At 28.4% G+C, this 16,400-nt stretch carries 10 protein-coding genes and 1 pseudogene; all 11 read right to left on the bottom strand.

The genetic code is table 11. The features are described from left to right. Nucleotides 1-32 precede the first annotated feature (32 nt). The 11 genes and pseudogenes from MarbSA_RS08045 to eif1A all read right to left on the bottom strand — a co-directional run bounded on the left by MarbSA_RS08045 (nucleotide 33) and on the right by eif1A (nucleotide 16,334). Nucleotides 33-1,046: a phosphorylating glyceraldehyde-3-phosphate dehydrogenase gene (locus MarbSA_RS08045; protein ID WP_221061362.1), complete on the bottom strand. Its 1,014-nt coding sequence runs from the start codon at nucleotides 1,044-1,046 to the stop codon at nucleotides 33-35. A 390-nt stretch (nucleotides 1,047-1,436) separates the two neighbouring features. Further along, nucleotides 1,437-1,955, bottom strand: coding sequence for a DUF2284 domain-containing protein (locus MarbSA_RS08040; protein ID WP_221061361.1), 519 nt, complete (start codon nucleotides 1,953-1,955; stop codon nucleotides 1,437-1,439). A gap of 686 nt (nucleotides 1,956-2,641) precedes the next feature. After that, nucleotides 2,642-7,762, bottom strand: a complete 5,121-nt coding sequence (locus tag MarbSA_RS08035) for a beta strand repeat-containing protein (protein ID WP_221061360.1) — start codon at nucleotides 7,760-7,762, stop codon at nucleotides 2,642-2,644. Between the two features lie 344 nt (nucleotides 7,763-8,106). Then, nucleotides 8,107-9,189, bottom strand: a complete 1,083-nt coding sequence (locus MarbSA_RS08030) for a DNA topoisomerase IV subunit A (RefSeq protein ID WP_042703152.1) — start codon at nucleotides 9,187-9,189, stop codon at nucleotides 8,107-8,109. A 21-nt stretch (nucleotides 9,190-9,210) separates the two neighbouring features. Next, nucleotides 9,211-10,878: a DNA topoisomerase VI subunit B gene (gene top6B, locus MarbSA_RS08025; RefSeq protein WP_042703151.1), complete on the bottom strand. Its 1,668-nt coding sequence runs from the start codon at nucleotides 10,876-10,878 to the stop codon at nucleotides 9,211-9,213. A 563-nt stretch (nucleotides 10,879-11,441) separates the two neighbouring features. Then, entirely contained in the window at nucleotides 11,442-12,044 is a 603-nt protein-coding gene (locus MarbSA_RS08020; protein ID WP_042703149.1) for a KH domain-containing protein, read from the bottom strand. A 174-nt stretch (nucleotides 12,045-12,218) separates the two neighbouring features. Continuing rightward, a pseudogene (locus tag MarbSA_RS08015) lies at nucleotides 12,219-12,671 on the bottom strand (RNA-guided endonuclease TnpB family protein); the annotation flags it as partial. A gap of 556 nt (nucleotides 12,672-13,227) precedes the next feature. Beyond that, nucleotides 13,228-14,376 (bottom strand): RNA-guided endonuclease TnpB family protein, encoded by a 1,149-nt coding sequence (locus tag MarbSA_RS08010; RefSeq protein ID WP_221061358.1) that lies wholly within the window; start codon nucleotides 14,374-14,376, stop codon nucleotides 13,228-13,230. After that, on the bottom strand, nucleotides 14,373-14,777 hold the full coding sequence (gene tnpA, locus MarbSA_RS08005) for an IS200/IS605 family transposase (protein WP_221061357.1): 405 nt from the start codon (nucleotides 14,775-14,777) through the stop codon (nucleotides 14,373-14,375). The genes MarbSA_RS08010 and tnpA overlap by 4 nt, the downstream gene beginning before the upstream one ends. Before the next feature lie 205 nt (nucleotides 14,778-14,982). After that, on the bottom strand, nucleotides 14,983-15,768 hold the full coding sequence (locus tag MarbSA_RS08000; RefSeq protein WP_042703147.1) for a serine protein kinase RIO: 786 nt from the start codon (nucleotides 15,766-15,768) through the stop codon (nucleotides 14,983-14,985). A gap of 266 nt (nucleotides 15,769-16,034) precedes the next feature. Beyond that, nucleotides 16,035-16,334: a translation initiation factor eIF-1A gene (gene eif1A, locus MarbSA_RS07995; RefSeq protein WP_042703145.1), complete on the bottom strand. Its 300-nt coding sequence runs from the start codon at nucleotides 16,332-16,334 to the stop codon at nucleotides 16,035-16,037. Between the last annotated feature and the right edge of the window lie 66 nt (nucleotides 16,335-16,400).

The raw sequence follows: 16,400 nt of genomic DNA, 5'->3' as shown, positions 1-16,400 counted from the left end.
TAAACAAGAAATGAATTCTAATAAATTTAAAATTATAAAATTCCCATTGCTTTATTAGTTTTAGCTATTGATTTCTCATTATCAGATTCTAATTCAAGCATAGCTCTTATTGCATCAACATTTTCAGGTACAACATCTGATTCCTGGTGAACAGCTTGCATATAGAAAAGTTCTCCATCGACTATGTTAAGAGACTCTTTCCAGATTGGAATTTCAAATAAATCATTTCTACTTCTTCCAAGTTCTTTAGCATATTCCATAAACTCAGCAGTAGAGCCTAAGCCTTCTTTTGCCTCAAGTAAAAGAACTCTTGACCTATTTTCAAGAATATCTATAACATCATCTAAGGCAACATCATTTTCTAATTCAACCATTAAGTTATGTTGGTGCATTAGAGTTGTTGGAACAAGAAGTGCAACTGTAGTAATATTTGCCCCATACATTACAGTTTTCAAATCAGGCCCATGATGAGAAGGAACAGTTGGAGGATTAGGAACAACAGCATTTATAGGGCCTTTATTAACTTGAGAAGGATCTCCTCCTCGTCTTACCATTACAGCCCTAATTTTTTTTACTCCGCAAAGATCATCAATAGGTTTTAAACTACGTGTAAGGCCTGTAGTATTACATGAAACTACACGAGAGTAATCTGCACCATAAGAATCATCATAATTTGAAAATGAATTAAAAGATAGTCCAGTTAAGTCATGGTCTTCTCCACCTTGATATATAGCTTTTACACCAGCTTTTTTATATTTTTCAAGATTTTGAGGACCTATATTTCCAGGAGTACAGTCAACAACTATATCCGCATCAGATATCATTTCATCAACAGTTCCAGCTATTTCAATTCCTGCTTTGTCAAAATGCTTTTCTCTTTCAGGTATAGCTATATATAAATCATAACCTTTTTGAACTGCCATTCTAGCTTCAAAATCAGGTTTAGTTTTACTAACACCAGTAACCTTCATATCATCTTGAACTGAAACAGCATCAGCTACTCTTTTCCCTATTGTTCCATATCCATTTATAACTACCGATTTCATTACAACATTCTCCATTATATATTAAAAGAGTTATAAAAACTCATAGTATTTATTATTTCAATGATTATCAAATTATTATAATTATTTTTAATAATACTTTTTAGCAATAGTATTTAGTAACTGTTTTTAGCAATAATATTTTACTTTTTTAGCACTGATATCTTTTATTAATAATTTAAATAATATTTTAAATAATAATTTTTAATAAGTTTTTAATAGTATTTTTTAATAATATACAATTTAGTATTAAATAGTAAAATTATAAATTATCAAATTAGATTTTAGATAATATTATCTATCAATATTACCTATAAATAGATAACTATTTAAAACTACTTATTATGAACTACTTATTATATTTATTAATAAAATATTAATAAAAAATTAAATTTAGTCAATCAACAATAAACCATAATCATAATAAAATTTTTCACCATTTTCAACACCAATCATCTGATTATATCCATTATTTTTAGCTGTAGTCTGGACATCAATTCCACAAGCTTCCATTGAAGGCCTATGAAGTTTAGGATGAATACATTGACTTAAGTTACATCTTTCACATATTTTACATCTTCCAGCACCTAAAGCAAAAGCTTTAAAAAACTCAATATCCAATGCAAAGTATTCTAAATCAACAACAACTTTATTTATAGTCCCCATATCATCTTTCGTTCGAAGGAGAATTCCAACATCATAACATCTTAAAACTTTCTCCATCTCATCAGCCGTTGGAGTGTAAGGTGGACAACCAAGAGATTTACCATAGTTACTACAACCATATTTACATTTCAACAAAGTCCACATTCCAGTTTCAACAGTTCCAATATTGATTATCTTTGCTTCCATATTTTCAAGGTTGTTTGTGAGTTTTAGTAATTTATCCCATATTTTATCTATATTATCCATAAAATCCCATTTTTATATAATCTCCTATACAATAATCTTTTATACAGGATATTTAGTATAATAATAAATATTTATTATTAATATAATATTTATTATTTTAGAATATTAATAATTATTTAAAAATACAATAAATTCATTATAAATATAAATATTTTTAATATACAAATAAGAAACTAAAAAATAATGGAGATAAAGGATATAATAGAAATAATAGTAAAAGTATGATAGTAAAAATAAAATAAAAGAATAAAAATAAAAGAATAGGAACAACTTATTTTAATAAACTATATACATTAAAAATCATCTGCAAATCCCTATTTTAATAATATAACTACAAAAAAATAAAATTAAACATCCACTATATTAATAAAATATAATAATGCAAATATCTATTTTAATTCAAAAATAGTAAAATTAATAATAACCTATAATATTTAGGATAAATAATTTACAGAATGATTAAATAATAAAAGTATATTTTATATCCTTAATAAAGTTATAGTTAATAAAAATAAGCAAATACATTATTAAATATCAAATATTATACTAAAATATTTGAAAATGATTATATAATAATGCTTTTATAAAAATAAGAATAATATCCTCATTTTCTAAAATATATACTGATTTAAACCATTAAAAAAAATAATAAAAAAATAAAGGGAGAAAAAAAGAATTACAATTTTTTATTGTCTTTTTTTGAATGTTACGTATATTTTAAATTTAACTTGTTTTCCAACACCTAAATTCTTAAATTGAACCTTTAAAATCCTAGACTTAGCACTAAACTGATACTTAACTCCATTATTTTTAGACAATTTTTCCAAATACCAATTTTTAAAGTACTTAGTATACTCTTTAGAACCTACAGCAGATCCCACATTTTTAATGGTGTAAGTTTTACTATAAAGATTAAAACCTTTATACTTACCTACCTTAGCAATCTTAGTAATCTTAACAATCTGTATCTTAGCTTTCCCAATAACATCAAAAGATTTACTAACATTAAAACCAGCAAAAACATCACCACCAGCAAAAGAAACCTTCATAGTAGACTTACCAGCCTTTTTAGGAGTATAAGACAGTTTCCAAACACCATCACCATTAGTAATAACTTTATAAGTTTTACCCTCAACAACAACACTAATAACCCTATTAGCCAATGGTTTACCACCACTAGTCAAAACACCAGAAACAGTAATCGATTTATCTACTTTAACATTACTTGGAATAACAATAGAGGAAGTAGTAGCTAATTTACTAACATTAAAAGCCATATTTTCAACAAAACCAACATACCAATCATCACCCCAATAAACAAGGAATAAATTAAAGACACCAGAATGTTCAGGAGTGAAATTTAAACTCCAACCACCAAAAGAATCAGTAGTCACATAAAAAGACTCACCACCAACAATAACCTCTAAATTAGCATCAGCTATCGGAATAGCATTCTCATCAGTTAAAACACCAGAAATTAAAACAGTTTGATTAACCTTAATATTACCTGGAATGTTTATAGATGAATTACTAGCTAATTTAACAACATCAAAACTTGTACTATTACTAAAACCAGTATAATTACCAGTATCAGATTCAATATACCCAACAATAACATCATGAGTTCCTGTATGATTAGTTAAATGACTCACAGACCAATTACCACCAGTAGAATCCACAACAACATTACTATAAAATATACCATCAACAGTAACATTAACAAAACCAATCACAGTGAAATTAGCTAAAACACCAGTAATAGTAGCATTAGTTCCAACTTGAACATCAACAACACTAATACTAGAATTAGTACTATTTTTCAACACATTAAAACTTGTAGTGTTAGTGAAACTTGTATAATTACTAGTATCAGACTCAGTATAAGAAACTGTCATATTATAAACTCCTGTATGATTAGTCAAATGATTTACAGTCCAATTACCACCAGTAGAATCCACAACAACAGTATACGATTTACCATCAACAGTAACATTAACAAAACCAATCACAGTATAATTAGCTAATTGACCAGTAATAACAGCAGTATCACCAACATGAACACCATCTGGAACCACTATAGTAGAATTAGTAGTTAACTTACTAACATTAAAAGCCTTATTTTCAACAAAACCAGCATACCAATCATCACCCAAATAAACAAGGAATAAATTAAAGACACCAACACGTTCTGGAGTGAAATTTAAACTCCAAACACCAACAGAATCAGTAGTCACATTAAAAGACTCACCACCAACAATAACTTCTAAATTAGCATCAGCTATCGGAATGCTATTTTTATCATTTAAAACACCAGAAATTAAAACTGTTTGACTAACCTTAATATTTTCTGGAATGTTTATAGATGAATTACTAGCTAACCTAACAACAACAAAACTTGTAGTGTTAGTAAATGCTGTGTAACTCTCATTACCATTAAAACTAACAGTCACAGTGATATTACCTATAAGATTAGTCAAATAAGATAAATTCCAACCACCAGTACTATTAATACTAACTGAGTGAGTATTTCTATCAACAATAACAGTTAAAGAATCAGAACCATCACCAGTATAATTACTTAATTGACCACTAATAACAACTGTATCACCAATACTAACATCAGAAACAATGATACTAGAATTAGTATTAAATGCTAGAACTGCATATTGACTATCTAAAGTTGCAGCAACTACTTGAGTCCCGCTAGACATAGTCCAATTACCAGTAAAATTACCAAAATTATCAACAGTAAAATTCTGATTGTTATAAGTACAATTCACCACAAAATAAGGCAAATACTCAACACCACTATTATTCATACTAGTGTTCAGCACTAAAAACGCAAAACTAACATTATCACCAAAACGAAGATCATCCAAACTAGTAAGATTAGTAACATTCAAAATAAAATGATTAACCGTATCAACACCTAACAATAAGTCAGTTATATCATTAACACCCCACCAATTAAAATCAAAACTACTACCATTATCAAAACCAGCCATATTCACACCAGTATTAGCTATAATACGATTATACTCAACATTAACATTAACAAGAGAACCAGTCTTAAGACCACTGAAATTCAAACCAGCATTACTAGCAAAAATATTATTACCCCTGATAACAAAATCAGTCACATTAATAGCACTACTACCATCATTAACAAAATAAAAACCACTACCAACAGTAGCATTTATAGTATTATTCAAAAACAAAACACCACTAACATTACCATCATAAGAATAAACATACACACCATAACTAACTCCAGTAATGTTGTTGTTGGCGAAGGTTATATTGGTGTTGTTGCTGCTGTATGCAACCAGATAAACACCTCGTGATTTTCCTGTGATGTTGTTTCCATCAAAAATCAAATTACTAATACCCTTAGAATTAATACGAACACCACTAGAATTAATAATACCATTACCACGTATACTATTATTAATAAAAGAAACAAAAGAAATAGCCATACCATTACCATTAACAAAAACAGCACCAATATTACTAACAGAAGAAACAATAAAATTATCCTCAATAACAATATTCGATAAATCACCACCAGAACCACTAATACTAATACTAACACCACTAGTAGTAATATTATTACCAGTAACAGTCAAATCACTACTATTACCAACAATAGCACTAGTATAACCAGTAATAGTTAAATTAATAATCTTAACATTAGATGCAGTGATATTAAACAAAGTACCAGACCCATCTATTTTAACATTACCATACTCACCAACAATATTAACAGGTTTATTAATAATTAAATTAGTATTATTCACACCAGTATAATCAGTACCAGTACCAGCAATATGAATAGTTCCACCAGGAACAACAAGTTCAAGAGCTCTTTTGATTGTAGCTACAGCAGTATTCCAGCTATCTCCCACATTATCATCATCTCCACCAGTATTATTAACATAAACATCAGAAACAAAGCTAAAAGTCTGATTATCAATAGTAAAATTAAAAACAAAAGAAGATGTATCACTATCCAATTCCAAACTATTATTATTCCGTGCATCAGCAACAGTATTATTCAATGATGAATTTCCATAAACAAAAAATTCAGGTAAAAGAGAAGCATCAAAGCTTGCTTCAGAATCATTCAAACCAATAGTATAATTAAAAACACCATGACCACCAAACAATGACTGAATTATAACATTCACAACAAAATAATAATTAACAGTAACACCAGAAGGAGGAGAATTATCACCCCACCAATTATAATCAAAACTACTATTACTATAAGAACCATTAAAATTCACACCAACAGGAGACAATATACGATTATACTCAACAATAACATCAAACAATGAAAAATTAGTAGGACTAGAATCTGCAGAACTATCAAAACCCAAAACAGTATTACTAGCAAAAATAGTATTACCTCTGATAATAAAATCAACAACCTTCTTAGGCCTCTGATTAAAAGTAGTATCCACAAAATAAAAACCACTACCACCAGTAGCATTTATAGTATTATTCAAAAACATAAAACCACTAACATTAGTATTATTACCACCCAGATCACCCTGATAACTATTAAAGGAAATATACACACCATGACCCCCTCCTGTGATGTTGTTGTTGGCGAAGATTATATTGGTGTTGTTGTTTGTGTATGCCTCCAGAGAAAGACCATTGCCTGATGTTCCTGTGATGTTATTGTCAGTGCAGATTATATTGGTGTTGTTGCTTCTGTATGCAACCAGATAAACACCACTGCCTGATGTTCCTGTGATGTTATTGTCAGTGAAGGTTATATTGGTGTTGCTGCTGCTGTGTACAGACAGAGAAACACCATAGCCGTATGTTGCTGTGATGTTATTGTCAGTGAAGATTATATTGGTGTTGCTGCTGTTGGATAGCTCCAGATAAGTTTCTCTTCCTGTGATGTTGTTGTTGGCGAAGGTTATATTATTGTTTTTGCTTTTTTTGTCTGCATGCATATAAACACCATAATCTCCTCCTGTGATGTTGTTGTTGGTGAAGGTTATATTGGTGTTGTTGCTGCTGTCTGCCTCCAGACCAATACTATGGCTTGGTCCTCCCGTGATGATGTTGTTGGCGAAGGTTATATTGGTGTTGTTGCTGCTGTGTACAGACAGAGTAATACCAGTGCCTGATGTTCTTGTGATGTTGTTTCCATCAAAAGTCAAATTATTAATACCACGTGAATTAATACGAACACCATTAGAATTACTAGTACCATTACCACGTATACTATTATTAATAAAAGAAACAAAAGAAACAGCCATACCATTACCATTAACAAAAACAGCACCATAATTACCATTACTAACAGAAGAAACAATAACATTATCCTCAATAACAATATTCGATAAATTACCACCAGAACCACTAATACTAATACTAACACCACTAGTAGTAACATTATTACCAATAACAGTCAAATCACCACTATTACCAACAATAGCACTAGTATAACCAGTAATAGTTAAATTAATAATCTTAACATTAGATGATGTGATATTAAACAAAATACCAGACCCAGCTATTTTAACATTACCACTACTATTACCTTGTATAGTAGCATTACGAGTAACATTAATCTGACCCAAAGAATACTCACCATCATCAAGATTAATAATCACTTCATCAGGAGTATTATTATCAATAACACCCTGCAAACTCGCATTTGTAATATTACCACTACTAAAATAATACTCATCCGCACTAACACTAGACAAACCCAACAATAATAAAAAAGCTAATACTAGCACAAACGAAACAAAAAAATTATTCCTAAATATAATACCTTTCATCTCCAATAAAAATTAATACCTTTCATCTACAATAAAAATATAAATAAATACAATGTGAACACTCACTATATATTCAGATATATAAATATAAAAATACTCCTATATAAATATTACTATCAAAAAACAAACAACAATAGCTGCCTTAAATTAAAAATAAAAGAATATTAAAAAGAATTGAAAAAAAATAGAATTAAAAAAGCTTAAATAGATAAAAAAATATGGAATAAAAAGGATATATTAGAAAAAGAGCAATTTAGAACAAAAAATAAGAAATATAAAAAAAGAATAGAAAAGAATAAAAAGAATAAAATAAAAAAGAACAAAAAATTAAATTAAAAGTTAAATTAACTTAATAACTCCAACTTCTCAGGGAAATATGTATCAACAACATATTCAAGACCATACTTGGAAAATGATTGCTGTTCTGCTTTTTTACCAATTTTAAGCATTTTTTTAATTTCAGTTTGCCAAGTTGGATCTCTATATCTCGGATCATTAGCTAACTCTTTCAATCTTAAAACATCAATATCCTTTAAAGGATCGGTTGGAAGTTCATAGTTAACAATGTCACTAGCTGTAACTCCTAAAAATTTAGCATTAGGAGTAGCTAAATCATGATTAACATGTGCAAGTTTAGCACTTCCAGATATAATAACCATAGCTATGTGAAAACCCCAAGGGTCTCCGTCGTTACAAACATAAACTGGGAGATTTAATTCTTCATTAACCCTCTTTAAAAATCTTCTTGTAGCTCTTGCAGCTTGTCCTTTAAGCCCAACAATCAAGGTATTGAATTTTTTATAAGCTTCTTCTTGAACCATCCTATGAAACATCCCCATAGTCTCAACAGCGATGACTCTTTCAACATCATGATCAAGAAATTCTACTTCATCAATAGTAGGAGAAATTGTATATCCAGATTTACCTGATTTTAAAGCATCAATCTCAACATCTCCTTCTTTAAGAGTAATATTTCCATAAACAGATGCCCCATCTTCCTCTGGCATTAAACCTAAATCTTCACGGCTCATTCCTAAAGTTACTTCAATGTCTTCTCCAACAATATTAGATTCTTGCTGGTTATCAAAACCAATATCCCAACCTTCACTAACATAATACATCTCCCTTAAAGTAGCTGTTTTTTCTCTTTGAACAAGATCTTTACAGAAATTAGCTACTTGAACCATTTGCCCAATTTTTTTAATTTGTTTCACATTTCCAAGAGATCTTTTACCATACCTATCTCCTAGAACAAAATAACGCTTAGCATCATCATAAACAATATTAGATGTACCACGAGATGGAACTTTTAAAGAAGGAATATCTTTTTTAATAACATCTTCAATAATCTCTTCACCTAATCCTTTAAGCTTATTATAAGAAACTTCTTTTCTTGATAAATTTTTATTATCTTTAACTTCAGACATAAATAATACCTTACCTTAAAATTATTCCATATTTTCTAATGTTTCTTCTGGTTTATTATCATCATTTTCAATAGCATCATCAAGATCAGATGCAAATTCCACTTCAACCTCTTCTTCAGCCTTATCAGGATTTTCACCTAAGAGTTCTGCAAGCGATCTTCTTGTTACTTTAGCTAAAACCTCTTGAAATTCAGGAACATCAGTTTCAGCAAGTTTAGCAGATTCTCTAATGATAACAGGAACATAATCTTCAAATATTTTAGACCTCATTGCTTCTTCTTTAGCTGCTTTTTTAGCTCTTAAATATTTTTGAAGCTTCCTAGCTACTTTCATTGTAGCTTGTCTTACTTCATGAATGATTTCTGGTTCTGGAGCTATACTTTGTTTACCAGTTGATAGATAAGGAACTTGTGTAGAAATCATATTAACAAATACAGTAATAGGAGTATTTTCCAAATCTCTTAAACCATATCTTTTCCAATCAATACTTTTTAAAGCCTCTGTAATAGCACAACTACCTTGATCAAAAGACAGAGGAACCCTATTTGCAAATCTCATAATTTCAGATTTTCTTTGATCATTTACAAGCCTTCCAGCATCTCCACCATAAGCAATTCCTGCTTCAATGATAAAAGCTACACCCCCTCTGTAAGTAACAGGTTTTCTTGTAGTAGCTGCAATAAACTCAGGTTTAAGAATCTCTTTCATACCATCTTCAATCTGATCATCACCAATAGGAATAAGGCCAGAAGTTGGAGGTGCCATAAAGTCCATTTTAGAGAAAGCATCAACAATTGCCTCAGCTTCTTCCCATTTCATATCTTTTGGTCGTTTATTCAAATCAATTCCAGTTAACTCTTCAATTTCGGCAATTCTCTTATTTGACATTCTTGAAAGAGAACTTGTAAGAAGACTCCTAAATCTCCTTTTATCTGTGTGTTTAGCCATGAAAATTAAATCATCAGCAGTTACTCCCCTTGGATGAGGTAATACTTCTTTAGGAAGTACAGGAACCATATCAGCAGCCCTATTAAATATGTATTTATGGCCAGTTGGGTCTCTAAATATTATCTTTGCATGAGGGTTACCAATCATAGTCCTTCTAATATATTCAAATGCCCCTTGTTCAGCTAAAGAATAAGAAACATCTTTAAACTCAAGTTCTATACAAACACCAGTATGTTTTGGATCATAACTTTTACGATTTAAAAGCATTCCTTTATTTTTCTTAACATCCATCTTAAATTCAAGGTCTGCTCCTTTAAGCTCTCCATCAACTTCCCAGGCAGATTTTACTCTTGCTGGTTCACCAGTAGTCATTTGAGATAATAGAACACAACCACTACATCCTAAACCTTGTTGACCTCTTGACTGAATGTTTCTAAATTTAGAACCTGCAAACATAGTACAATAAACTTTCATTATATAATCTTCAGGGATTCCAGGACCATTATCAGAATGCCTAAGAATATAATGATCTTTATCAACCCTTTTAAGATCAATTTTAATTTCAGGAAGAATACCTGCTTCTTCAGCTGCGTCAAAACTATTAGTTATGAGTTCGTGGAAAACGATTGTTAAAGACCTGATTTTCCCAGTGAAACCTAACATTTGCTTATTTTTTCTAAAGAACTCTGAAGGTGTCAATTCTTGAAAATTGTCAAAGAGTTCTGATGCTTGTTGTGACAAATTAAACCTCCTATTATAAAACTTTTAAATTATTTAATAATCATTATTAATAATAAAAACATAAACCAGTACATAATTAAATAAAAATATTTAACTGAAGTAAAAATGTTTAACTGAAAGTAATAATTAAAAACATATTGTCAAAATATCATATAAATAAATACATATAGTAGAATTTAATAATGTGATTACAAATTTGTAATATTGTTACTTATATACCCTATATGGCTTGTAACCTATATAAGGTTTTTGTAGTATATCATTAAATTTTTATAGATAAAGATAAATTAAACTATATGAAGATATTTTTTATAATATTTAATTTATTGAATTTTTTATATAACCATTAAAACTTATAAAGTAGTAAAAGTCTTTATAAATTAATGCAGTGTGAATCCCAATATGATGTGAATCTTTATAAATTAAAACCTTTATAAATTAATAATAATGAAAATATAAAAATTTTTAAAAAATTAAATTAATTGATTAAAATATAATACAATGATAATCTACTAAATATTACAAACACAATATAATGATTAAAAATAGCACAAAGCTAATTATCAATCATCTAAATCGTCACGAAATTCTATTTTATCATCTTCAATTCCAACCATCGATTTAAATTCTTTCATTTTTCTATCACTTTGTTTAGATTCTAAAAAGCCATAAACAGATTTATGTTGTGAACCATTAAGAATCATTTCAACAGCTTCTTTTGCCACCATGACATTTTCAAGTTCACCAATAAAAGCAACAGTTTTACCATAAATCGCCATGTCCACTTCAGCCATACTGATTATAATCTCTCTAGTTCTACCATCTTTACCAATAATACGCCCTTTTTGTCTAGCTAATGCTTTTTTAGACTTACCTACATATAAGGTTAGTTTTATTATTTCCAAATAAATATCATCTTCATTTAGTTTTAAAGCTATTTCTGGGTTAAAACCTCTTCCAATAGCTTTAACTACATGATTAGTTTTCCAAACTCCAAGAGGATCTTCCATTTCCTCACTTGGAGAAACAATTACAGTTCCTTCCTCTCCATCTATATCTAACCATGTATGAGTAGTTTTTTCAATTTTTTGTTTAGTTTCACCATTTGTTCCTATTAAAACCCCTATTCTATCCTGTGGAATCTTAAGATATTCTGTTGTTGGCAAATTTTCACCTCTGATCTCTCTAATCTCTAATTATTGACATACTCTCCGACTGATTATTTTATGATGTTTCAGTCGGAGATTCTTGCTCTCTAACATTATTATTAATATTTTAAGCTACAGTTTCTTGTTTAGATAGAACTATTGTTCCATAGTGACACAATCTTAAATTCCCACTTATCCAGTGGTACATTCATTATTTATTCGGATAGCTTCGTTGAGAATGTTAATAGATGCATTAATATCCCTATCATGTTTTGTTCTACATTTTGGACATGTCCATTCCCTGATAGCTAATGTTAAATCTTCTTTTTTATATCCACATTTGTTACAAAGCTTTGATGATGGAAAAACTTTACTTATTTGTATACATTTTTTATCATACCATTCAGCCTTGTATTTTATCATATCAACAAGTCTTGACCAAGATATTTGGCTTATACTATGACTTAATCGCTTATTTTTTATCATATTTTTCACTGATAATTTTTCTAAACCGATTAAATCAAAATTTTTGATTAATTCTGTGGATAGTTTCTGATATTCGTCATTACGAATATCAAAGACTTTATTATACAATTTTTGTAATTTTTGAACAATTTTTTTCCAGTTGTTAGAACCTTTTACTTTTCTTGATAAATAATTTTAATTCATAAACAAATAACCATTAAATTATTAAAATCTAAAATTTAATACTAACTCTAAAAACTAATATTAAAATCTAAAATTTAATAATACAGCTTAATAATAATCTAATAATAATTTATTATTAGCAAACAACGATTTAGTTTGATAAAACATTGATTATTACTAATTTAATATAATTTATTATAATAATTTAACTATAATTTAATATAATTAATATAATATCTTTATATCTAGTATATAACTTATACTTATTTATTTCTATTCCATGTTTATTTTATTATTAAATATATTAGACTATTATATTACACAACTAACTATAATTAGCAAAATCTAATATATAAAGTAAATCTAAGAGCAAATGATAAGTAATATACTAAAATAACATGACCAAAATAATTTGACATACTCTCCGACTGATTATTTTATGATGTTTCAGTCGGAGATTCTTGCTCTCTAACATTATTATTAATATGTTAAGCTACAGTTTCTTGTTTAGATAGAACTATTGTTCCATAGTGACACAATCTTAAATTCCCACTTATCCAGTGGTACATTCATTATTTATTCGGATAGCTTCGTTGAGAATGTTAATAGATGCATTAATATCCCTATCATGTTTTGTTCTACATTTTGGACATGTCCATTCCCTGATAGCTAATGTTAAATCTTCTTTTTTATATCCACATTTGTTACAAAGCTTTGATGATGGAAAAACTTTACTTATTTGTATACATTTTTTATCATACCATTCAGCCTTGTATTTTATCATATCAACAAGTCTTGACCAAGATATTTGGCTTATACTATGACTTAATCGCTTATTTTTTATCATATTTTTCACTGATAATTTTTCTAAACCGATTAAATCAAAATTTTTGATTAATTCTGTGGATAGTTTCTGATATTCGTCATTACGAATATCAAAGACTTTATTATACAATTTTTGCAGTTTTTGGAGATTCTTTTTCCAGTTGTTAGAACATTTTACTTTTCTTGATAATTTTTTGTTTAATTTGGCTATTTGTTGTTCTATTTTAGTTAGGCGAGTGATTGGTTTTCTCTTTTCGCCGTTACTAAAAATCATCAAATCTTTTAAGCCTAAATCAATACCAACATTATCTCCAGTTTTTAACATTGGACTTACTGGAACATTTTTACAGTTTAGTACTGCAAACCATCTGTTATTTTCACATTTGACAGTACAAGTAAGTATATCTCCTTTAATCTTTCTATTATCTCTGTATCTAATTAATCCAAATCGTGGTAATTTTAATTTATTGTTTTCAAACCGTATGCTATTGTTATTGTTCTTTAAACGGATGCTTTGTATGGGATTTTTCCGTGATTTGAATCTTGGAAACTTATTTTGGTGCTTGAAAAATCGAACCATACTGTCTTTGAATATATCACAAGTCGATTGTAAGCTGGTACTTTCACTATCTTTTAAGAAAAAATGCTCAGCTTTAAGCACATTCAACCAATTATTAAGTGTCGAACGATTAACTTTAGGTCTATAGTTATAGGGATTGATTCTTGGATTATTAACAACTAAATTAAATATTAACTTGTTATAGTTGAGTAGTTGGTTGAATACAAATCGATTGTATCCAAAATTTTTGTATAATTTATCCTGCAATGATTTATTTGGATATATCCTAATTTTATAGGATTTAACTATTGTTTTCATAGTCTTTTTTGATTTTGTATGTATTTTGTCACTGTTTTTAAGTTAGCTCCAGCCGTTGTAGATATGAAGTACCCTATTTTCCAAAAAGCTTCCTTCCAAAGTTTTTTCTTAATTTCAGGATATTCTTTTTTAATTAAACGACTACTGGCCGATTTATACGCATTTACGAATTTTAATAATTGAGTTTGAGGTTTAGCTTTGAACAACAAATGTACATGATCTGATTCAAAATTAGATTCTTCTAAAACTATATCAAAGTTAGAAGCATTATTATTAAAAATTTCAATCAATCTATTGAAGATTTCAGGAGTGATAACTTGTCTTCTGTATTTAATTACAAGCACCAGATGATATGTCAACCTATATACTGAATGTTGATTCTTATCTAAATCATGACTCATAGCTACTTATATATATTTTAAAGTATTTAAAACCTTTGCTTCAAACAATGCTACTGAAATTCATCTATGACTGAAATATTTTATGATGTTTCAGCCATAGTATTCTTTCAGATCTAAGATAAAACCTAAAAAATTAAGAAATATAAAACTTAAAAAAGTAAGACTTAAAAAATAAAAATTAAGAAATATAAAAATTAAAAAATGTTTAATCTATATCTAAATTAATATCAAATTCTAATTTATTAATAATATCTTCTAACGAATATGAAGATCCCATTTTTTTAAACTCTTTATAAATATTTTTTATGTCTCTAACTAATAATTCATTAGCTATAGGATGATCTCTAACTACTGATTGAGAAACATCAATGATCACAGGGTACTCATCTTTATTTAAAATATTAAATGTTGATAAATCCCCATGAACCAAATTAGCATCATTAACAAATTTTTTTATTTCTAATAACAGTTTACTTAAAAAATCATCAACATCTTTTGGTTTTTGGTTTTTTACAGTTTGGGCTGGATCTCCGTCATCTGAACCAATAAACTCTAAAATAAGTACATTATTTAATGCAATAATCGGTTTTGGAACACTAACCTTTACTTCATAAGCTCTTGTAAGATTTCTAAATTCTTTATTAACCCAATTAGTAATAAGTTGACGTTTATTACTAGAACGAATATTGAATCTTGGATCACCTTGAATATAATACTGCATTTTTTTAAAATCGGAAGTAGCTATCCTATAAATTTTAACAGCAATATAAGAATTATTTATCACTCCTTTTAAAACATTAGCTTCTTTTCCAGTACTAATAGCTCCATTCAAAACATCTAAATGTCCTTGATTAGCTAATTTATAAAGGGTTTCAAGTGTTTGTTTATCAAAAATTTCACTACCAACCCTTCTATCTTCAACACTTTTTTTTCTCTTTTTAGAGATAAGTTTCTGAACTTTTTCATCAGCTTTAGCTATTTTAGGATCCATAGAAAACCTCAAAAAATGAAAATAAAATAATAATAACAATACCCACAATTCTATCAATATAATTAAAAAAATCTAATTTAGAAATCAAAAAAATGCATAAGGCCCTAATCAATTAACACGACAATAAATAAGTCTGAAAATTGTAATAATTTATAAGATGGTATTATAATAATTTATAAAATTGTATTAAATATTATTATAAAAGTATCAAATATATGTTAATTACATAATAATGAAAAAAATAAGATGAAAATAAATAATAAAAATTACATTTTTAAGAATCCTTTTCTTTCAAGCCAATTAGACTCAGTTCTAGTATATCTCCATATAACATCAGCTTTTTCATCTGATTGGAAATCCCATGGTTTTACAAGAACAACATCTCCTTCTCTAATCCATATCCTTTTCTTCATTTTTCCAGGGATTCTTGTCATTCTCACATGTCCATCTGCACATCGAACCTTTAACTTTCCATGACCCATGATTTGTTCTACAATACCAGGAATTTCTCCTTTTCTTGGGGTTCTTACTCTTCTAAATTCTTGTGTTTGTTCTTGTCTTGCCAAAAACTCTCCTCCAAATTAATCTAATTCATATCCTCTAATAAGATCATAATTACAATATATTATAAT

The organism is Methanobrevibacter arboriphilus, from assembly GCF_019669925.1.
GTDB lineage: Archaea > Methanobacteriota > Methanobacteria > Methanobacteriales > Methanobacteriaceae > Methanobinarius > Methanobinarius arboriphilus_A.
Note: the sequence above shows the minus strand (reverse complement) of the source record. Positions and strands in the feature narration are given on the sequence as shown.

Bases quoted from the DNA above. Each gene is read 5' to 3' on its own strand.
- MarbSA_RS08045 (WP_221061362.1), bottom strand. From the start codon at position 1,046: ATGAAATCGGTAGTTATAAATGGATATGGAACAATAGGGAAAAGAGTA.
- MarbSA_RS08040 (WP_221061361.1), bottom strand. From the start codon at position 1,955: ATGGATAATATAGATAAAATATGGGATAAATTACTAAAACTCACAAAC.
- MarbSA_RS08035 (WP_221061360.1), bottom strand. From the start codon at position 7,762: ATGAAAGGTATTATATTTAGGAATAATTTTTTTGTTTCGTTTGTGCTA.
- MarbSA_RS08030 (WP_042703152.1), bottom strand. From the start codon at position 9,189: ATGTCTGAAGTTAAAGATAATAAAAATTTATCAAGAAAAGAAGTTTCT.
- MarbSA_RS08010 (WP_221061358.1), bottom strand. From the start codon at position 14,376: ATGAAAACAATAGTTAAATCCTATAAAATTAGGATATATCCAAATAAA.
- tnpA (WP_221061357.1), bottom strand. From the start codon at position 14,777: ATGAGTCATGATTTAGATAAGAATCAACATTCAGTATATAGGTTGACA.
- MarbSA_RS08000 (WP_042703147.1), bottom strand. From the start codon at position 15,768: ATGGATCCTAAAATAGCTAAAGCTGATGAAAAAGTTCAGAAACTTATC.